Annotated in this window: 15 protein-coding genes, 2 tRNA genes and 1 pseudogene; 13 read left to right on the top strand and 5 right to left on the bottom strand. The window is 68.4% G+C overall.

The window, feature by feature from the left end; genetic code table 11:
• Window positions 1-128: 128 nt before the first annotated feature.
• The 7 genes from C560_RS0115830 (at window position 129) to C560_RS22730 (ending at window position 8,085) form a co-directional block, all read left to right on the top strand.
• Complete coding sequence (locus C560_RS0115830) at window positions 129-1,181, top strand: 3-isopropylmalate dehydrogenase (protein WP_018773525.1); 1,053 nt, start codon at window positions 129-131, stop codon at window positions 1,179-1,181.
• A 151-nt stretch (window positions 1,182-1,332) separates the two neighbouring features.
• Window positions 1,333-2,445 carry a branched-chain amino acid aminotransferase gene (locus tag C560_RS0115825; RefSeq protein WP_026538929.1) on the top strand — a complete coding sequence of 371 codons (1,113 nt, stop codon included), beginning with the start codon at window positions 1,333-1,335 and terminating at the stop codon, window positions 2,443-2,445.
• 146 nt (window positions 2,446-2,591) lie between these two features.
• A complete protein-coding gene (locus C560_RS0115820) occupies window positions 2,592-3,389 on the top strand; it encodes an MBL fold metallo-hydrolase (RefSeq protein WP_026538928.1) in 798 nt (265 codons plus the stop codon).
• A 5-nt stretch (window positions 3,390-3,394) separates the two neighbouring features.
• Window positions 3,395-4,171: a fumarylacetoacetate hydrolase family protein gene (locus C560_RS0115815; protein WP_026538927.1), complete on the top strand. Its 777-nt coding sequence runs from the start codon at window positions 3,395-3,397 to the stop codon at window positions 4,169-4,171.
• A 117-nt stretch (window positions 4,172-4,288) separates the two neighbouring features.
• Entirely contained in the window at window positions 4,289-5,809 is a 1,521-nt protein-coding gene (gltX, locus tag C560_RS0115810) for a glutamate--tRNA ligase (protein WP_026538926.1), read from the top strand.
• Window position 5,810: 1 nt separating this feature from the next.
• Entirely contained in the window at window positions 5,811-6,524 is a 714-nt protein-coding gene (locus C560_RS0115805; protein ID WP_018773520.1) for an HAD family hydrolase, read from the top strand.
• A gap of 166 nt (window positions 6,525-6,690) precedes the next feature.
• Entirely contained in the window at window positions 6,691-8,085 is a 1,395-nt protein-coding gene (locus C560_RS22730; RefSeq protein ID WP_081801741.1) for a sialate O-acetylesterase, read from the top strand.
• Here the strand turns inward: C560_RS22730 and C560_RS0115795 are convergent.
• Entirely contained in the window at window positions 8,082-9,476 is a 1,395-nt protein-coding gene (locus C560_RS0115795) for a hypothetical protein (protein ID WP_026538925.1), read from the bottom strand. The two genes, C560_RS22730 and C560_RS0115795, sit on opposite strands and share 4 nt — an antisense overlap.
• Window positions 9,477-9,821: 345 nt before the next feature.
• Here C560_RS0115795 and C560_RS0115790 point away from each other — a divergent pair.
• The 4 genes from C560_RS0115790 to C560_RS0115775 all read left to right on the top strand — a co-directional run bounded on the left by C560_RS0115790 (window position 9,822) and on the right by C560_RS0115775 (window position 13,692).
• Window positions 9,822-9,893: transfer RNA gene (locus C560_RS0115790), tRNA-Gln, on the top strand.
• Between the two features lie 129 nt (window positions 9,894-10,022).
• Window positions 10,023-10,095 (top strand) — tRNA-Glu (locus C560_RS0115785).
• Window positions 10,096-10,276: 181 nt separating this feature from the next.
• Window positions 10,277-12,028 (top strand): dynamin family protein, encoded by a 1,752-nt coding sequence (locus C560_RS0115780; protein WP_026538924.1) that lies wholly within the window; start codon window positions 10,277-10,279, stop codon window positions 12,026-12,028.
• Window positions 12,025-13,692, top strand: a complete 1,668-nt coding sequence (locus C560_RS0115775) for a GTPase (protein WP_026538923.1) — start codon at window positions 12,025-12,027, stop codon at window positions 13,690-13,692. Before C560_RS0115780 ends, C560_RS0115775 begins: the two co-directional genes overlap by 4 nt.
• Before the next feature lie 34 nt (window positions 13,693-13,726).
• On the opposite strand, the gene C560_RS0115770 is transcribed toward C560_RS0115775, so the two are convergent.
• The gene (locus C560_RS0115770; protein ID WP_026538922.1) at window positions 13,727-14,263 is read right to left on the bottom strand and encodes a DUF1697 domain-containing protein; all 537 of its coding nucleotides are present in this window, start codon (window positions 14,261-14,263) and stop codon (window positions 13,727-13,729) included.
• A 13-nt stretch (window positions 14,264-14,276) separates the two neighbouring features.
• Entirely contained in the window at window positions 14,277-14,996 is a 720-nt protein-coding gene (locus C560_RS0115765; RefSeq protein ID WP_026266447.1) for an IclR family transcriptional regulator, read from the bottom strand.
• A gap of 130 nt (window positions 14,997-15,126) precedes the next feature.
• On the opposite strand from C560_RS0115765, the gene leuC reads away from it, so the two are divergent.
• Entirely contained in the window at window positions 15,127-16,581 is a 1,455-nt protein-coding gene (gene leuC, locus C560_RS0115760) for a 3-isopropylmalate dehydratase large subunit (RefSeq protein WP_026538921.1), read from the top strand.
• A 91-nt stretch (window positions 16,582-16,672) separates the two neighbouring features.
• Window positions 16,673-17,275, top strand: coding sequence for a 3-isopropylmalate dehydratase small subunit (leuD, locus tag C560_RS0115755; protein WP_026538920.1), 603 nt, complete (start codon window positions 16,673-16,675; stop codon window positions 17,273-17,275).
• Between the two features lie 228 nt (window positions 17,276-17,503).
• On the opposite strand, the gene C560_RS22120 is transcribed toward leuD, so the two are convergent.
• Both C560_RS22120 and C560_RS23645 read right to left on the bottom strand, forming a co-directional pair.
• Window positions 17,504-19,156, bottom strand: a complete 1,653-nt coding sequence (locus C560_RS22120) for an HNH endonuclease (RefSeq protein WP_043423267.1) — start codon at window positions 19,154-19,156, stop codon at window positions 17,504-17,506.
• Between the two features lie 162 nt (window positions 19,157-19,318).
• Window positions 19,319-20,161: pseudogene (locus tag C560_RS23645) on the bottom strand (hypothetical protein); the annotation flags it as partial.

Raw genomic sequence — 20,161 nt, 5'->3', positions numbered from 1 at the left:
CTCACAGCCTGACGCCTCCGCACCCCCTGATCCGGGGGAGCGGGGGCGTTTTGCTTTTTCCGGGGAGAGGGTGATCGAATAGTGAGACAACTTGACCAGAATGTGGATCACTTGGCTACCCTGAAAATATGAGCGCATCCACGATTGATCTGGCAGTCATCCCGGGCGACGGCATCGGCCCGGAGGTCACGGCCGAAGCCCTGAAGGTCCTTGAAAAGGCCGCGGCCGCGGAGGGGATCGTGCTCCAGCAGACCCACTACAAGCTGGGTGCGGAGCACTGGCTCGCGACGGGCGAGACCCTGCCCGCGGCCACCCTCGCCGATCTCCGCACACGCGACGCCATCTTGTTCGGCGCCGTCGGGGCGGCGCCCGGCGATACCCGGATTCCCTCCGGAATCATCGAACGCGAACTCCTGCTCAAGCTGCGCTTCAGCCTGGACCACTTCGTCAACCTGCGCCCCTCCCGCCTGTACGCCGGCGTCGGCAGCCCGCTCGCGAACCCCGGCGAGATCGATTTCATCGTGGTCCGCGAAGGTACCGAAGGTCCCTATGTTGGCAACGGCGGCACGCTGCGTGCCGGCACGCCCCACGAGGTGGCCACCGAAGTGTCGCTGAACACGGCCCACGGCGTGGAGCGCGTGGTCCGCGACGCGTTCCGCCGGGCCAACGACCGCCCCCGCAAGAAGCTCACCCTCGTGCACAAGCACAACGTCCTGGTCTTTGCCGGCCAGCTCTGGAAGCGCACGGTCGAGGCCGTGGCCCAGGAGTTCCCCGACGTCACGCACGACTACCTCCACGTCGACGCCGCCACGATTTTCATGGTCACCGATCCGGCCCGCTTCGACGTGATTGTCACCGACAACCTGTTCGGCGACATCATCACCGACCTCGCGGCGGCCGTGACCGGCGGGATCGGCCTCGCCGCGTCCGGCAACCTCAACATGGACCGCACCGCGCCGTCCATGTTCGAACCGGTCCACGGGTCCGCCCCGGACATTGCCGGCCAGCAGAAGGCCGACCCCACCGCGGCCATCCTCTCTGCGGCGCTCCTGCTCGACCACCTCGGTTTCGCCGGCGCGGCCCGGAAGATCGAGGCGGCCGTCACGGCCGACGTCGAAGCCCGCGACGGCGCCGTCCGCACCACCAGCGCGATCGGCGACGCCATCGCGGCGGCGCTGTAGGACCTGGCTGCATTTCCTGCGCTGCTGGCGACTGCAATCACCGCAAGACCGTGCTGCCAACGGGCGTAAGCTTGTTTCGAATCACCAATATGCTGCCGTGGTCCGAGGGTGAACCACGTTCCCACACCAGGCAGCCGATCGTGGAGGAACCATGACTCAGACTGCCCATGGCGTCGAATTCACCCAGCACCTGTCGGAGACCCCGAAGTCTGCTGAAGAGCGTGCCGCCATCCTGGCAAACCCGGGGTTCGGCGACTATTTCACCGACCACACCGCGATTGTGGACTACAGCGTAGACGCCGCCGGCAACGGCGGCTGGCACGACGCGCGGGTTGAGCCCTACGGCCCGATTTCCCTTGACCCGTCCGCCGCCGTGCTGCACTACGGCCAGGAGATCTTCGAGGGCCTCAAGGCCTACCGTCACGCCGACGGCTCGGTCTGGACGTTCCGGCCCGAGGCCAACGCCGCCCGGCTGAACAAGTCCGCCCGGCGCCTGGCCCTGCCCGAACTCCCGGAAGAATACTTCCTCGGCGCCATCCGCGAACTCGTCGCGGCCGACAAGGACTGGGTCCCCGCAGGCGACGGCGAAGCCCTGTACCTGCGGCCCTTCATGATCGCCACCGAGGCGTTCCTGGGTGTGCGGGCGGCGCGCGAAGTTTCCTTCCGCGTGATCGCCTCCCCGGCCGGCAACTACTTCGGCGGCGAACTCAAGCCCGTCTCCATCTGGATCTCGCGCGAATATGCCCGCGCCGGCCGCGGCGGAACAGGCGCCGCCAAGTGCGGCGGCAACTACGCCGCCTCGCTGATCGCCCAGCAGGAGGCCGAGGCCAACGGCTGCAAGCAGGTCCTCTTCCTGGACCAGTTCAACGACAACGCCGTCGAGGAACTCGGCGGCATGAACGTCTTCTTCGTCATGAAGGACGGCTCGCTCGTCACCCCCGCGCTCTCCGGCACCATCCTGGAGGGGATCACCCGGATGTCCGTGATCCAGGTGGCCCGGGACATGGGCCGGGAGGTCACCGAACGCAAGATCACCCTGGATGAGTGGCGCGACGGTGTTGCCTCCGGAGAAATTGCCGAGGTCTTCGCCTGCGGCACCGCCGCGGTCATCACCCCCATCGGCGTGCTCAAGGACGCCACCGAGTTCATCGGCTCCGAGGACGCCAAGGCGGGGGAGACCACCCTGGCCATCCGCGCCCAGCTGCTCGGGATCCAGACCGGCACCGTGGAGGACACCCACGGCTGGCTGACCCGCCTGGCGTAGCCACAGAATCCCGCGTAGCCACAGCATGTCATGGCGCACGACGGCGGTCCCCACCTTCCGGTGAGGGCCGCCGTCGGTGTCTGTGGTCGGCGTCTGTGGTCCCGGGCTGGAGCCAACGACGCCCGATTCAATGCAAGGATGGGTCCGTGACCTCCGAGACATCCCGCGGCATTGTCCGCAGCAGTGAGCTGACCCGGTTCCGCCTCGCCCCGAACCCGGGCCCCATGAGCCTGGACGGAACCAACTCCTATCTCATTGCCGCCCCGGGGGCGGCGGCGAGGGTCGCCGTCGACCCCGGGCCCCTCGACGAGCCGCACCTGCAGGCGCTGGCCGGCGAGGGACCGGTCGAACTCATCCTGATCACGCACCGGCACGCGGACCATACTGCGGCCGCCGAGAGGTTTTCGGCCTTGACGGGCGCACCGGTCCGGGCCGCGGACCCCGCCCACTGCCATGGCGCACCCCCGCTGCAGGACGGTGAAGTGATCCGGGCGGCCGGAGCCGACATCCGGGTTCTGGCGACGCCGGGCCACACCACGGATTCGCTGTGCTTCCATCTGCCGCAGGACGGCCCGCACGGCTCCGTGCTGACCGGGGACACGATTCTGGGCTCCGGAACCACGGTGCTGGACTACCCCGACGGCACCCTCCGGGACTACCTCGACTCGCTGGACCGGCTCGAGCGCCTCGGGCCGGCCACGGTGCTGCCGGCCCACGGCCCGGTGCTGCCGGCACTGGACGCCGTCGCCCGCGCCTACCGGGACCACCGGCAGGGCCGGCTCGAACAGGTCCGGGCAGCCCTCGCGGCACTGGGCGCCGACGCCGATGTCCGGGCCGTCACGGACGTCGTGTACGCCGACGTCGACCCCTCCGTCCGCCGCGCCGCGGAGCTCTCCGTCGCGGCGCAGCTGGACTACCTGCGCACTGTCGGGACGGTAGGCTAGGAACCATGCGTATCGCCCGGTTTGTAGTCGATTCTGATCCCCTCTACGGCATCGTGGAAGGTGAGCCCGGCAGTGAGGAAGTCACTGTCATCAAGGGCGACCCCTTCTTCCACGGCGTGGAACGAACCCCCATGAAGCACAAGCTGGAGGACGTCCGCCTGCTGGCGCCGATCATCCCGCGCAGCAAGGTGATCGGCGTTGGCCGCAACTTCGCCGAGCACGCCCGGGAACTCGGCAACGAGGTCCCGGCGCAGCCCCTGCTGTTCCTCAAGCCCAACACGTCCGTGATCGGGCCCAACGATCCCATTGTCCTGCCGGAGTTCTCCGAGGACGTCTCCTTCGAGGCCGAACTGTGCGTCGTCATTGGCCGGATCTGCAAGGACGTGCCCGAGGACCGGGTGGATGACGTGATCTTCGGCTACACCTGCGGCAACGACCTCACCGCCCGCGACGTCCAGAAGACGGACCTGCAGTGGGCCCGGGCCAAGGGCTTCGACACCTCGGCCCCGCTCGGGCCGTGGATCGAGACCGAGCTCGACACCGAGGACCTGCAGATCCAGGGCCGGCTCAATGGCGAACTGCGCCAGGACGGCAGCACGAACCAGATGATCCGCGGCGTCCGGGAGCTCGTCTCCATCGTCTCGCAGGCCTTCACCCTGCTGCCCGGCGACGTCATCATGACCGGTACCCCGGCAGGCGTCGGCGCCGTGCAGGCTGGCGACCGCTATGAGGTCGAGATCGAGGGCATCGGACGGCTCTCCAACCCGGTGGTCCGCCGCTAAGCGTTTTCGCGCCGATTTCGGACGGCCGCCCCGTGGATCCACGGGGCGGCTGTCCGAAATCGCACGCGGAATTCCGGGCGGGCGGCGGTTGTAGAGATTGGTAATGTTGGTACCACTATGACTACTGCTCCCAGCTCCGCCCCGCTTGCCGCCTCCACCGGTGAAGTCACCGCTGACACCCCGGTCCGTGTCCGGTTCTGCCCCTCGCCCACGGGCACCCCGCACGTCGGCCTGATCCGCACCGCCCTGTTCAACTGGGCCCACGCCCGGCACACGAAGGGCACCTTTGTGTTCCGGATCGAGGACACGGACGCGGCCCGCGACTCGGAGGAGAGCTACCAGCAGCTGCTCGAGGCCCTCAAATGGCTCGGCATCACCTGGGAAGAAGGAGTGGAAGTCGGCGGCCCGCACGAGCCCTACCGCCAGTCGCAGCGCCTGGACCTGTACAAGGACGTCGTGGCCAAGCTGATCGACGCCGGCTACGCCTACGAGTGCTACTCCTCGCCGGAGGAGGTCGAGGCCCGCCACCGCGCCGCCGGCCGCGACCCCAAGCTCGGCTACGACAACTTCGACCGCGAACTCTCCGAGGACCAGCTCGCCGCGTTCAAGGCCGAGGGCCGCCAGCCCGTGCTGCGCGTCCGGATGCCCGACGAGGACGTCACGTTCACGGACATGGTCCGCGGCGAGATCACCTTCAAAGCCGGCAGCATCCCGGACTACGTCATTGTCCGCGCCGACGGCTCCCCGCTCTACACCCTGGTTAACCCGGTGGACGACGCCCTCATGGGCATCACCCACGTGCTCCGCGGCGAGGACCTGCTTTCCTCCACGCCCCGCCAGGTGGTGCTGATCCGGGCGCTGATGGACATCGGCGTCGCCAGCTACATGCCGGTCTTCGGCCACCTGCCGTACGTCATGGGCGAGGGCAACAAGAAGCTCTCCAAGCGCGACCCCCAGTCCAACCTGTTCCTGCTCCGGGACCGCGGCTTCATCCCCGAAGGCCTGCTGAACTACCTGTCCCTGCTCGGCTGGAGCCTCTCCGCCGACGAGGACATTTTCACCGTGGACCAGCTGATCGAGCACTTCGACGTCAATGACGTGCTGGCCAACCCGGCCCGCTTCGACATCAAGAAGGCCGAAGCCATCAACGGCACCCACATCCGCATGCTCGGCGCCGAGGACTTCCGCGGCCGCCTGGTGCCCTACCTGCAGGCCGCCGGCTTCGTCGGGGAGAGCCTCACGGACCGCGAGGAGGAGATCCTGTCCGAGGCCGCACCGCTGATCCAGGAACGCATCTCGCTGCTGGGCGAGGCCCCCGAAATGATCGCGTTCCTGTTCAAGGCCGACGACGCCATCGACGTCGCCGACGACGCCCGCAAGGGTCTGCCTGAGAACCTCACCGAGGTGCTCGACGCCGCCCTGGCCGCCCTGGAGCCCGTTGCCGACTGGACGGCCGAAAACATCCAGGCCGCCCTGAAGGAAGCCCTCGTGGAAGGCCTCGGCGTCAAGCCGCGCCTGGCGTTCGGCCCGGTCCGCACGGCCGTCTCGGGCCGGCGGATCTCCCCGCCGCTGTTCGAGTCCATGGTCATCCTGGGCAAGGATTCATCCCTGGCCCGCCTGCGCGCCTTCCGCGGCTGACATGCTGGCGGCAGGCCTTGGCGGCGGCGCAGTCCATGGGGTCCTGTTCGACATTGACGACACCCTGGTGGATCTTGAATTCGCCATGACGACGGCCCTCCGCGACGTCAGCGAGCACCTCCTGCCCGGCCTGGACGAGGCCGGGTGGGAGAGGTTCGGGCGGATCTTCACCCGGGAGACCACCCACTTCTACGACCGCTACCTGGCCGGCGAGATCACGTTCAATGAACAACGCCTGCTCCGCGGCCGGGCGGCACTGGGGTACTTCGGCGTCGAACTTGCCGACGGCGAACAGGCCCATCATTGGGTGAGTTCCTACGCAAGCCGCCAACACGGCTACATCCGGGCGTTCGACGACGTCGGACCCCTGCTGGACGCCCTGGACGCCGCCGGCATTCCCTACGGGGCCGTGAGCAACAATGTCCACGACTACCAGCGCGTGAAGCTGGACGCGGCCGGGCTGGCACGGATTACCGTTCTGGTCGGCACCGACACCGTCGGCGCGGCAAAGCCGGACCCGGCCATCTACCTCGAGGGTGTCCGGCGGATCGGTACCGGCCCCGGCCAAACGCTGTACATCGGGGACAACCGGCTGCTCGACGCGGAAGGGTCGACGGCGGCCGGCCTCCTCGGCGTCTGGCTGAACCGCGGCGGGGAACCGGCCCCGGGCTTTTTGGGCCGCGAGGTGGGCTCCCTGCTGGACCTGCTGGCGTAGGTGTTTTTCTGCGACTAAAGCATGACAGCGCGCCTCGCCGCACTTTCTCCCAAGTATTGACGCAGGATTTACTCAATTCACTGTAGTATTCATTGCGAGTACAAGTTTTCAGTGGAACGGGCGGCTTCGCCGCCCGACAACGGATGGGGGATCCGTGGACAGAGCCATGGCCAAATGCTATCGGGGGCTAGTGATTGGCCTGGCGGTTGTCGGACTGATGCTGGCAGGTGTGGTGCCCGCGCAAGCGGGGACCACCGTCAAAGTCCTGCACGTATTCCTGGCGGCAGGGCAGTCGAACATGTCGGGCCGCGGACTGCCCATTGGCGGAGCCGACGACGCACAGGATCCAAGGATCTTCCAGTACGGCGCCAAAGTCCGCACTTTCCGGCCGGCGACGGTTCCCCTGGACATGCACGACACCGCAACTGGGATCTCGCCGGCAACAACGATGGCCCGCGAGTACCTGAAAACCCAGCCGGACAATGTGGGCGTTCTCATCATCCCCGCAGCGCACGGCCGCACCGGATTCACCAATGCCCCGGGTCTGCTCACGTGGTCCGTCGGTGCTGCGATTCTTCCGGCTTCCGACCTCCCGGGCCTCGCGGTTGCACAGGCTCTTGAGGGTATTGCTGCGGCGAAGGCGGCCGGCTACGTTGTGGAGCTCAAGGGCATTCTCTGGCACCAGGGAGAAAACAACTCTTCGACGTCGACGGCGGGATACAGCGCCAAGCTCGACCAATTGATCGCGTTCTTCCGGACGAAGCTCGCGGCGCCGAATCTACCCTTTGTGCTGGGCCGGATGGCTCCAGAGGGAATTGCTGGCATACCGGGCCGGATCAACGTTGACAAGAGCCAACAGGATACTCCGGCGCGCGTGCCTTATTCGGGACTCGCGGCGTCCATGGCTGGTGGTGTCAACGTTGGCGATATTACCCACTTCTCCAGGACCGGAATCCAGTACCTGGGGCACACCTACCTGTCGGCCTATTGGCAAGCCTCCCGTGTTGCCTCGATCCCGCTAAGCGCACCGGTGCCGACGATCCTGGGAACCGCGAAGGTCGGGGCCGCGCTCAGGGCCGTGCCCGGACTCTGGGGACCCGGGCAGGTCACCCTGTCCTTCCAGTGGTACCGCTCGCACGTTGCCATCAGCGGAGCCACCCGCAACACGTACACGCCCGGCACTGCCGATCTGGGGCGAACCCTGACGGTGAAGGTCACCGGCTCCAAGGCCGGGCGCGCCTCCGTTTCGAGGATCTCCGCCGGTACAGCCAAAGTGGCCCGCGGGACCCTCTCCTCCTCGGTGCCATCGATCCGCGGGACCGCGAAGGTCGGATCCACGCTCACCGCGGCGCCCGGCACCTGGGGCCCGGGGCAGGTCAAACTGTCCTACCAGTGGTACCGCTCGCATGTTGCGATCAGCGGAGCCACGCGCACTACGTACAGACCCGGCTCCGCTGATCGGGGGCGAACCCTCACGGTGAAAGTCACGGCTTCCCAAACCGGCTACACCTCCGCGTCGAGGATGTCGGCCGGTGCGGCCAAGGTGGCCGGCGCAGCCTAGGATGCCCGCCGGGGATCGGCCTGCCTCCTCCGCAGCGCCAGGAAGGCGCCAACAGAGCCAAGGGCCAGCACTGCGACGAGTCCCAGTGCCGTGGCGGCGTCGGACTGCCGGAGCAGGCTGGTGGGCGAGACTGCGGCTGCTCCGGCATGCAGCGTGCCGGTACCATCGGCAATCCGGGCGTTGCCGTCCGCGAGCTTGTCCGCTCCCGCGGCCAGCTGCGAGGAGCCGGACGCCAGCTTGGTGCTGCCAGCCGAGAGTTCTGAGGCGCCGGAGGCCAAAGCCTGGGAGCCGCCCAGCAGGCCGGGATTGGCGGGATCGGCCGGGTTGCCCTTGATGCCGGCGTTCAGGGCCACGGTTCCGTCGGCAAGGCGCGAGCTGCCCTCGGTCATCCGGGCGGCCGCCTTGAGCAGGCCCGGGTGCTCGGGATCGCCGGGAACGCCGTCCATCCCGACCCGGATCTTGGACGTGCCGTCGGCCAAAAGCCGGGTGCCCAGTACCACGCCCGGGCTGCCGGGGTCCTGGCTGTTGAGCTTTCCGGCCAGTGTCGCGAATCCGGCCTTGAGTTTGCCCGTTCCTGCGTTCAGCTGGACCGCGCCTTCCTGCAGCCGCTGAGCGCCGGCCTGCAGCTGGCTGGCGCCGGCGTCGAGCTTGTGCGCGCCCGCGGTGATCTTGGCGATCTTGTCCTTCACCACCGACAGCGGAACGAGCCCCTGGACCGGGTCATTCGCCGCTGCCTCCAGCAGTTCCAGCGCCTGAGCCAGGGCCGCGGTCCCGGTTCCGGCTGCCGGATTGCCGTTGGCACCGCGGTAGCCCTTGAGCTGGTCCGTGCCGCCTGCCAGCGCGGCCGAGCCCCCGGCCAGCTGGGCGGCGCCGGCGTCGAGCCGGGTGGCCCCGTCGGCGAGGTTGTTCTCGGCGTTGGCTGCCGGCGTCGGCGTCAGTGCGGCCGAGAGCTGCACGGCCCCCGCCGCGAGCTTCTGCGCACCGTCGTCGACTTTGTAAACCCCGGGCGCCAGCTTGCTGGTGACATCGGCTTCGATTTTGACGGCACCTTCTGCCAACTTGCCGGCACCGGCCTGGAGCTTGTCCGCCCCGGGTGCCAGCTTGGTGCTGATGCCCGAGGAGATCTTTTCCGCCCCCGCGGAAAGCTTTCCGGCCCCGGTATCGGCCAGGCTGGCGCCGTTGGCGAGTTTCCCTGCGCCGTCGTCCAGCTGACCGGCTCCGGCGGACGCCTGGGCGGCCCCGTCCTTGAGCTTGGCCGAACCGTCCGTGATGCGGCCCGTGACGAGGGTATAGAACCCCAGCAGGGCAATGAGCAGCAACGCCAGGACGGCGATGGCGATTTGCTGCGCACGGGTCCGGGTCTTGCTGATAGCGGCACGACTCTGTGGCACATGATTCCTCTCGACGTTCCCGCCGGCAGCGGCTCTGCTGCCGGCCACCCCGGCAGCTGTGACGCAGCTAACACTGGAAAATGAGCGCAAAGCTGCCCGCAGCGGAGTGGGGGAGGGGTGGTTACTCGTTGGTAACTTACCGAGCGTAAACTTGTTTCCGCCGGATTGGCAAGGGCTGGCGCGGGTATTGCCGCCATCGACGCCGGACGCGGCCCGCCCCCGCGGCCCGATCCCGCCGCCTCACGCCCGATTTGTGGAAGTGAAAACTCTCGGGTAAAGTAATTACTCGTGCTGAGGCGCCGGGAGCGAGGGTTTAGGCCCAAACATCCGGAGCGAAAGTACCTTTGGGATATGGTGTAATTGGCAACACTACGGTTTCTGGTACCGTCATTCTAGGTTCGAGTCCTGGTATCCCAGCTCTGAAGTTCCGCGGATTTCCGCTGAAATTCGGAAGTTTTGAATCGGTTGGTCCGATTTGAAACGGCGGCCAAATGTATGAAACAATCATTTGGCTTGAATGGCAGAAATGCTGTTCAGGAAGTACGCGGCCCCATCGTATAGCGGCCTAGTACGCTGCCCTCTCACGGCGGTAACGCGGGTTCGAATCCCGCTGGGGTCACAATGGAAACGGTCCCGGGCATCAGCCCGGGGCCGTTTTTCGTTTCCCGGAATTGCTGCGCTGCCGGGCCCCATCGATAGGCGGCGGCTGGCCGGGGGCGCCGGCTCCCGATGCATGGCGCCCTGGTTCCGCGCAGGAGTGCCCCCGCAGTAACCACGTCCTGCACTGGCATGATGATGCTGTGAGCTCCCATGAAACCGGCCCCGAGGCCGCAACCGGCGTGGCCCTCCTTGAGTCAGTGCGGCAGGACCTGGCGGCCATCCGGCTGCCGCTCGCGCTGCCCGGGACGGACCACACGCGCCTGGAGCTCCGGAGTGCCGTGGCTCAACTTGATGACTACATCCTGCCCCGGTACCGCAGCCTCGATGCGCCCCTGCTGGCCGTGGTGGGCGGTTCCACCGGTGCCGGGAAATCCACCCTGGTCAACGCGTTGGTGGGCCACCCCGTCACTCGGGCGGGAGCGATCCGCCCCACAACCCGCCAGCCCATCCTGCTGCACCATCCCGCCGACGCCGCCTGGTTTGAGGGCCAGCGGGTGCTGCCGGCCCTGGCCCGCATCCGGGGTGCCCTCGTGGATGGCCGGGCGCCGGCCCCGGCTGATCCGGCGTTGGATTCCGGCCCGGTGAGCTCCCTGGTCCTGGTCTCCGACTCCGCGGTCCCGCCGGGAATCGCCCTGGTGGACGCGCCCGACGTCGACTCCATTTCCGAGAACAACCGCCAGCTGGCCGGACAGTTGCTTGCCGCCGCCGACCTCTGGGTGTTTGTCACCACGGCCAACCGCTATGCCGACGCCGTGCCATGGCGCCTGCTCCTGGATGCGGCCTCCCGCGACATCATGGTGGCCGTGGTCCTGGACCGGGTGCCGCCAGCGGCGGAAGCGGAAATTAGCGCGGATCTGCAGGCCATGCTCAGCCGGGAAGGGCTGGGTGCTGCCCAACTGTTCGTGGTGCCGGAGCTGTCGCTGGATGCCGCAGGGATGCTTCCGGCAGGGGCGGTCGACCCGCTGCGCGTTTGGCTCGAGAAGCTGGCGGGGGACGCCGCGGGACGGGCAGGAATTGCCCGGCGCACCCTCAACGGCACCCTCCTCGCCCTCGCCCACCGCGTCGACGCGGCGGAGCAGGCGCTGTCCGAACAGCAGCACGCAGCCGATGTTCTCGCAGCCGACGCCCGCAACGCCTATGACGACGCCGTGGCCAGGATCCTTGAGGCCACCCGCGACGGCGCACTGCTGCGCGGCGAAGTGCTGGCGCGCTGGCAGGACTTCGTCGGGACCGGGGAGTTCTTCCGCGCCATGGAACAGAACATCGGACGCTTCCGTGACCGCGTGGGCGCGTTCGTCCGGGGTGAACCGGCGCCCGCGGTCAGGGTGGAAACCGCGATCGAAACGGGACTGCAGGCCGTCATTGTCGATCAAGCCGCCAAGGCCGCGGAACACACCGACCAGCGGTGGCGTTCAGACCCTGCCGGCAGGCAGTTGCTGGGCACCGACGATCTTTCCGGTGCGTCCGAAAGATTCGCGGACGAAGTGGCGGCCGAGATCCGGGCTTGGCAGGGGAGCCTGATGGAACTCATCCGCACCGAAGGCCAGGGCAAGCGCACCCAGGCCCGCTGGTTGTCCTTCGGCATCAACGGCCTCGGCGCTGCACTGATGATCGTGGTGTTCTCCATGACCGCGGGCCTGACTGGGCTTGAGATCGGAGTCGCCGGCGGCACCGCCGTCGTGGGTCAGCGCCTCCTGGAGGCGGTATTTGGGGAGGACGCCGTCCGCCGGCTCGCCCGGACCGCACGCGAGAACCTGCATCTGCGGTGCCAGGGCCTGCTGGCGGCGGAGTGCCAGCGGTTCTTGACCTTGCTGGAGGTCGACGGCGGCGTGCCGCCGTCAGCGATTGCCGGACATGCGGCAGCGCTGCGCCGGCTGGCGGCCACGTCATGAGCCGTCATGGTGCCGCCCGCGAGGCGTCCCAGCTCGATCGCAGGCTGGAAGCGCTCGACAGCGCCAGGGAACTTGCGTCCGGAGTCCTCCCGGAGCAGACCCTGGCCGGTGTCCTGCAGGTGCTCGACCGCGCGAGTTCGCGGCGGTCGCTGTCCGGCGACCACACGGTGGTTGGGTTTTTTGGTGCCACCGGCAGCGGCAAGTCATCGCTCTTCAATGCCGTAAGCGGCGAGGAGGTCGCGACGGCGGCCGTGCGCCGGCCGACCACCACCGAGCCGCTGGCTGGCATTTGGGGCGTCCAGGGCAGCGATCCGCTGCTGGATTGGCTGGAGGTCCACAAGCGCCACGCTGCGGCGCCCATCAAGGGGTTCGCCGACGACGACACCGGGCTGATCCTCCTGGACCTGCCGGACTTTGACTCGACCAGGGCCGCCAACCGGGAGATTGTGCAGCGGATGGTGGGGCTCGTGGACGTCCTCGTCTGGGTCCTCGATCCGCAAAAATACGCCGACGCCGCCGTGCACAACGACTTCCTGGCTCCGCTGTCCTCGCACGGGGCCGTGACGATCGTTGTGCTCAACCAGATCGACAGGCTCCCGGACCACGAGGTCCGGCCGGTCCTGGAATCCCTCACAGCTATCCTGGCGCGGGACGGGCTGGGCAAAGTGCAGGTCCTCGGGGCTTCCGCGGTGCTGGGAACGGGGGTGGACCAGGTGCGGGCCGCGATCCGTGAGGTGGCGATGCAGCGGAAGGCGATGTCACAGCGACTTGCGGCAGATGTCACGCACGCCGCCGCCCGGCTGGCCGAGGAGTCCGGCGTTTCCACGGGTGGCATGAAGCCCGCTGGGCGGGGGACGGCGGCCGGCACGACGGCCGCCGGTGCGACGGCCGCGTCCAAGGCCCGGCTGGCGGGGGAGTTGGCTGTGGCCGCCAATGTGCCGCTGGTGGTCGACGCCGTCGCCCGGTCCTACCGGCTGGAAGCAACCCGGCGCACGGGCTGGCCGGTGACCCGCTGGCTGGCCAGGTTCCGGCCGGATCCGCTGCGGCGTCTGAACTTGCGCCGCGAGGGCGCCAAGCCTGAGCTGAACCGGACCTCGCTGCCTCCTGCGGGGGCGCCGGGGCAGGCGCGGGCCGATGCCGCCGTCAGGGAGTTCGCTGAGGCGGCGTCCGCCGGTGCCCCCGGGCCGTGGCGGGCGGCCATCCGCGGCGCCGCGCGGGAAGGAAGTGGCCGGCTGCCGGACGCCCTGGACCAGGCGATTGCCTCCACAGATCTGTCCGCCGGCAGGAAGCCCTGGTGGTGGGGTGTGTTCAATGCGGTTCAGTGGCTCGCCCTGGTGACCGCCCTGGCCGGGTTCGCGTGGCTGGGATTCCTGGCTGCGCTCGGCTACCTGCAACTGCCAGTGCCGGAGGTCCCGCGGGTCCAGGGCTGGCCGGTTCCTACCGTGATGATCGCCGGGGGAGTGCTGCTGGGCATCGTCCTGGCGATTGGGGCGCGGTTCATTTCCGGAGCCGCGGCGGCGTCACGGAGTGCCGTGGCACGGAAGCGCCTGACAGCCGCCGTCGCCGCCGTCGCGGAGGAACTTGTCGTGGCGCCCGTGGAACGTGAGGTCGGCCGCCTGGCGACATTCACCGCTGCGCTGAAGGCCGCCGCGGGTCGGCAGTGAGCCATTCGTGCGGGGCCGGCCGGCGGGAGCCCGCCTAAATCCCGGCCGCGGCGTCGCGGACCTTGATCATGGTGCGGAGGTTGCGGGTGGTGGTGGCTGCCTTGTACTTGGCCTTCGAGGAGAGCTTGCTGAAAGGGCTGTCCAGGGTACCGCCGGCGGGGGCGAGCCAGGCCATGGCCTCGGGGCCCAGCCGGGTAAGCTCGGCCCCCGCCAGGGCACTGCCTGACTCGAAGAGCTCCGAGAGCACCGCCTCGTCAGAGGCGAGCGTCAGGTACGTATGGGTGGAGGCGTCGTCGGCCGGGTAGGGGCACGCGTCGACCAGCGCTGCCACGCGGTCCGCGGTCAACACCACCACCCAGGCGTCGTAGCCGAAGGATTCCCGCAGGCACGCCTCAAATTCCTGCTTCACGCCGGCGGGATCCAGTTCGCTGGCCAGCACGACATTCCCGCTGGCCAGCAGGGTCGCGACGCCCGAAAATGGCCGGGACTTCAGGGCGTTCTTGAGATCGGCCATCTTGATATTGATGCCGCCCACGTTGATGCCCCGCAGGAACACCGCATAGCTGTTCATGGGCACAGCATACTTAGTCGTTGGTCTTGCGCAGCGCTTCAGTCAGGACACGGCCGGCGTTGCAGACCACTTCGGCGTGCAGCCGCCCCGGCTGGCGGGTCAGGCGCTCGATCGGGCCGGAGATGGACACCGCGGCAATCACGCGGCCGGACGGCCCGCGGACGGGGGCCGAAACGGAGGCGACGCCGGGCTCGCGTTCGCCGAGGCTCTGGCCCCAGCCCCGGCGTCGTACTCCCGCCAGGACGGTGGGGGTGAAGCGGGCGGACTGGAGGCCTTCCAGGAGGCGGTCGTGGTCCTCCCACGCCAGCAGCACCTGGGCGGCGGAGCCGGCCTTCATGGACAGCTGGGTGCCGACGGGGATGGTGTCGCGCAGCCCGATCGGGCGTTCGGCGGAGGCCACGCAGACGCGCCAGTCACCCTGGCGGCGGAAGATCTGGGCGCTTTCGCCGGTGGCGTCTCGCAGCTGCATGAGCACGGGGCCGGCGGAGGCGATGAGGCGGTCCTCGCCGGCGGCGGAGGCCAGTTCCACCAGACGGCTCCCGAGCACGAAGCGGCCCTGGATATCACGGCTCACAAGCCTGTGGTGCACCAGCGCGAGAGCCAGCCGGTGCACGGTGGGCCGGGCCAGTCCCGTGGCCGCCACCAGCTGCGCCAGGGTGGTGGGGCCGGCCTCAAGTGCGTCAAGCACATGGGCCGCTTTATCGATGACACCGACTCCACTAGAATTGTCCATGTAATGATATTGACGTCTCATTATCTGAGATGCAAGTCAACGCGCTGGCGTATTACTTGGCTGTGCTGGTTCAGTGGAAGAGATAGTCCGTCGGAACGCACAATACTTACCGCAGTGAAGGGAGCAGGCCGTGGCAAAGACACTGGCCGAGAAAGTCTGGGACGCGCACGTTGTGCGCAAGGGGGACGGCGAAGGAGCCAACGCCCAGCCGGATCTCCTCTTCATTGACCTCCACCTCGTGCACGAGGTGACGTCGCCGCAGGCCTTTGAAGGTCTGCGGCTCGCCGGCCGCAAGCTGCGCCGGCCGGACCTCACCATCGCCACCGAGGACCACAACACTCCCACGCTGGATATCGACAAGCCAATTGCCGACCTCACCAGCCGGACCCAGATCCAGACCCTGCGCAACAACTGCCAGGAGTTCGGCGTCCGCCTGCACTCCCTCGGCGACGCCGAGCAGGGAATCGTGCACGTGGTGGGCCCCCAGCTTGGCCTCACGCAGCCCGGCATGACCGTGGTCTGCGGCGACTCGCACACCTCAACCCACGGCGCCTTCGGGGCGCTCGCCATGGGCATCGGCACCTCCGAGGTGGAGCACGTCATGGCCACCCAGACGCTGTCCCTGAAGCCGTTCAAGACCATGGCCATCAACGTTGAGGGCACGCTGCGCCCCGGCGTGAGCGCCAAGGACATCATCCTGGCCGTCATCGCCAAGATCGGCACCGGCGGCGGGCAGGGCTACGTGCTGGAATACCGCGGCTCCGCCATCCGTGCGCTGTCCATGGAAGCCCGGATGACCATCTGCAACATGTCCATCGAGGCCGGCGCCCGCGCCGGGCTGGTGGCTCCGGACCAGACCACGTACGACTACATGCACGGCCGCCCGCATGCGCCCGAGGGCGCCGACTGGGATGCCGCCGTCGAATACTGGAACACGCTGCACACCGACGACGACGCAGCGTTCGACGTCGAGGTGGACCTCGACGCCGACACCCTCGAACCGTTCGTGACGTGGGGAACCAACCCGGGCCAGGGCGTGTCCCTGTCCGCAAAGGTGCCCTCGCCGGATGACTTCGGTGATGAGAACGCCAAGGCCGCCGCCGAACGCGCCCTGCAGTACATGGGCCTCGAGGCGGGCACCCCGATGAAGGACATCCGGGTGGACACGGTGTTCCTGGGCTCCTGCACGAATTCCCGGATGGAGGACCTCCGGGCCGCCGCCGACATCATTCGGGGCCGGACCAAGGACCCTGCCGTGCGGATGCTGGTGGTGCCCGGTTCCGCCCGCGTCCGGCTCGAGGCTGAAGCCGAGGGCCTGGACAAGGTCTTCAAGGACTTCGGGGCCGAGTGGCGCTTTGCCGGTTGCTCCATGTGCCTGGGCATGAACCCGGACCAGCTGGAGGTGGGGGAGCGCTGCGCCTCCACGTCCAACCGCAACTTCGAGGGGCGCCAGGGCAAGGGTGGCCGCACCCACCTCGTCTCGCCGGTTGTCGCTGCGGCGACGGCTGTCCGCGGCACCCTGAGTTCGCCGTCGGACCTGGACCCTGCCCCGGAGTCCGCGGCGGTCCGAGTCGACGCCGCGTAGTCACCGCCTTCCCCGCCCAGATCCGAAGCCTCGATCCACACAGCCTCGATCCACACACAGCCTCGATCCATACAGTCCCGAAGGATCCGCCATGGAAAAGTTCACCACTCACACCGGAATCGGTGTCCCGCTGCGCCAGAGCAACGTCGACACGGACCAGATCATCCCCGCCGTGTACCTCAAGCGCATCACGCGTACCGGCTTCGAGGACGCCCTCTTCGCCGCGTGGCGCAAGGACCCGTCCTTCATCCTGAACCAGGCGCCGTTCAACGCAGGGTCCGTTCTGGTGGCCGGTCCCGATTTCGGTACGGGTTCCTCCCGCGAGCACGCCGTCTGGGCGCTGAAGGACTTCGGCTTCAAGACGGTCCTGTCCTCCCGCTTTGCCGACATCTTCCGGGGCAACTCCGGCAAGCAGGGTCTGCTGGCCGCGGAAGTCGCCCAGGACGACATCGAGCTCATTTGGAAAGAACTCGAAAACGCCCCGGGCACCGAGGTCACGGTGGACCTCGTGTCCAAGACCGTGCAGTGCGGCAACATTGTGGCGCCGTTCGAGATTGACGACTACACACGCTGGCGCCTCCTGGAGGGCCTGGACGACATCGGACTCACCCTGAAGCACGAATCCGACATCACCGCGTATGAGGCCACCCGGCCTTCCTTCAAGCCCAAGACGCTGCCTGCCCGGTTGTCTTAATGTTCCAGACCTGAGGGTCGGGGGCTGAGGCTTCTGGGCTGCGGCTCCACGCAGAGGCCCGGGTCCTGTCCGAGGCTCGGGCGGGGCTCCGGGGTGGCGAGTAAGGGCCCAACGATGCGCCCGGTAATGACGTGCCGCCGTCGAGTTTTAAGACTCGACGGCGGCACTAGTGTTTGTGCGGTGCTCATGTTTGGGTGGTGCTCGTGTTTCGTTCGGCACTCACCGCGCTCAGGCCGCCGCGAGGGCACCGCGTCTGCGACTCTTGAGGGCCTTCGCCCGAACCCGGATCAGGTGAAGCTGGCGGGGCCCTGGCTGGTCTGTGGCTGTTGGGCGAAGCGGTGTCCCCGGCAGGGGTGGCGCGGTGGAGTGGTAGGTGTTGCCGGTGGGGGCGGTGAGTTCGATGGTGTGCCTGCTGTTCCTGCCGTTGCCGGGTTCGGCTTCGGGGCTGGGGCGTGCTTTCCAGCCGGGGGCTTCTTTGGTGTGGTTGCAGGCTTCGCAGAGGCCGGCGCCGTTGTCTGTGGTGGTCGGGCCGCCGGTGTGCCAGGGAATGATGTGGTCCAGGTGACGGATCGGGGCGTCGCAGTAGGGGGTGCGGCAGGTGTCGTCCCTGGCCTGGATGAAGCGGCGCAGGCCGGGCGGGAAGATCCGGGCGCGGGAGTCCATGGCGACGAGCTCTCCGGTGCCGGGGTGGGTATAGAGCCGGCGAAGCCAGAGGGTGAACGCGGGATCGTCGACGTCTCCGGCGGCGCCGTCCCCGGTTCTGATGGGGCTGCCGGACGGGGGACCGCCGGACTGGCCGTCACCGTTTCTGTCCGTGTCCGTGTCCGTGTCCGTGTTCGGGGCCGCGGCGCAGGGCCCAGGCGGGCCACTGTGTCCCGGGGGAGTGCCGCCCTCGCCGCTGTGTGCCCTGCCCGGGGCCGGGTTGATGAGGGTGCGGGCCCAGCCGGCGGGGACGGTGCCGTAGCCGGGGAGCCGGGCGGGTTCGGCGTCGGCCTGGAACAGGGTGCGGTCGGTCATGATGAGCTGGATTTCGACGCCGTTGATCCCGTCGGGGGTGCCGGTGGTGCGTTCGACCAGGGCATCGGCCATCAGCTGCCCGCGGGTGCGGCTGTCTCCGGCGGCGTGGAGGGTGTCGGCGTGCCCGCTCAGTGCCTTGTAGACGGCGACGCCGGCGGTCACGGGCAGCAGGGCGGTGAGGTGGCACATGGTGTCGGGGGCCGGGCGGAGGCTGACGTGCCGGGCGGATGCGGCGTGCGCGGCGCGTTCGGTCACAGAGCGGGGATCACGCCGGTAGGCGGCGGCCCGGGCCGCCGCGATCAGGGACCGGTCCCCGGCCCCGGCGAACGTCCCGGCGTCGGGCGCGAGTTCGGCGTCGACGGCGGCCCGGTCGGCGGGGGTCAGGCAGGCGGTTTCGCGCACGAGCAGGGTGGCGCGCCATTCGTTGAGCTGCCCGGCCTGCAGCGCGGCGAGGGTGTGCGGCATTTCGGTCACGAGGGCTTTGGCCAGGCCCAGGAGCCGGCCGCCCCTGGCCGGGGATTCGCGCCGGGCGAGGGCGAGTTGCGCGCCGATCCCGGCGCCGAGCTTCTCGGCCGGGACTCCGGCGGCGGCCTGCTCTTGGCGCTGGAGCAGGTCGAAGGCCACGGCGAGCCGGGCCTGCCGGGCTGCCATGGCGGACTTCAGGTCTTCCAGGTCCCGGATCTCGTCGATGATCCCGGAACTGTCTGTGCCCGGGCGGATGGCGGCCAGCAGGCCCGCCAGGCCCGCCACGTCCGCGACGGCCGTGTCCACGGGGGCCACCGCTGCGGCGAAGGATCGGGCGCGGGCGAAGCCGCCGTCGCCGTCTCCCGCCGGAACCACTTCGGACCCCTGAATGCCGTCCATGAACCCAGTGTTTCAGGGACCCCTGACAATAATGGCCGCAGGGTTCCGCCCGGGGTGCCAACTGCCGGCGGCGGCCGATTCGTTAGCGAATGATGGCGGCTGTCGGTGCGGACGTCTTGGACGCAGTTGAGTATCCGGCCTTCCGGCCAGTTACTCGGACTGTTATTGACTTTCCGACATCGCTGGCCGTGAGCTTGTAGGTCGGTGAGGTGGCTCCGGTGATGGCGACACCTGACTGGCCGTGAGCTTGTAGGTCGGTGAGGTGGCTCCGGTGATGGCGACACCTGATCGATACCAGTGGTAGGTAAGTGCCACCGGCGCCGGTGACCAGGTTCCCGGGACGGCGGTGAGGCTGCTGCTGACCTTGGCTGTTCCCGAAACCGTAGGGATGGGCGATTTCAATGTACCCGCGGCGATGGCGGCTGTCGGTGCGGAGGTCTTGGACGCGGTTGAGTATCCGGCCTTCCGGCCAGTTACTCGGACTGTTATTGACTTTCCGACATCGCTGGCCGTGAGCTTGTAGGTCGGTGAGGTGGCTCCGGTGATGGCGACACCTGATCGATACCAGTGGTAGGTGAGTGCCACCGGCGCCGGTGACCAGGTTCCCGGGACGGCGGTGAGGCTGCTGCCGACCTTGGCTGTTCCCGACACCGTGGGGGTGGGTGTTGCCGCAAGGGTGGGGAGAGTTGCACTCACGTTAATGGTGGCGAGGGTTTGGAAGCCTGTTGATGAGCTGCCGAGGGTGTCATCGAGGGGGAAGAGCGTGACTTTCCAGGTTCCGGTGGCTGAGCCTTTGGGGATGGTCATGGTGCGTTCCCAGACGCCGTCTTTGGTGGTGCCGGAGACCAGTGTCATGGCGCCGAAGCCTTGGCGCTGCCCGGTGGCGTCGTTGCCCATGGTCACCACGGGTTCGCGGGCGCCGGTCCGGTCGGTCAGCCGGAGGGTGACTTTGACGGTGGCCGGTCCGGTGGCGATGTTCAGGGCCTTGGGTGTGACGGTGGAGCT

Origin of the sequence: Arthrobacter sp. 9MFCol3.1 (assembly GCF_000620385.1) — a bacterium.
In the GTDB taxonomy this organism is placed as follows: domain Bacteria; phylum Actinomycetota; class Actinomycetes; order Actinomycetales; family Micrococcaceae; genus Arthrobacter.
This window is presented reverse-complemented; position numbering and strand designations above follow the sequence as displayed.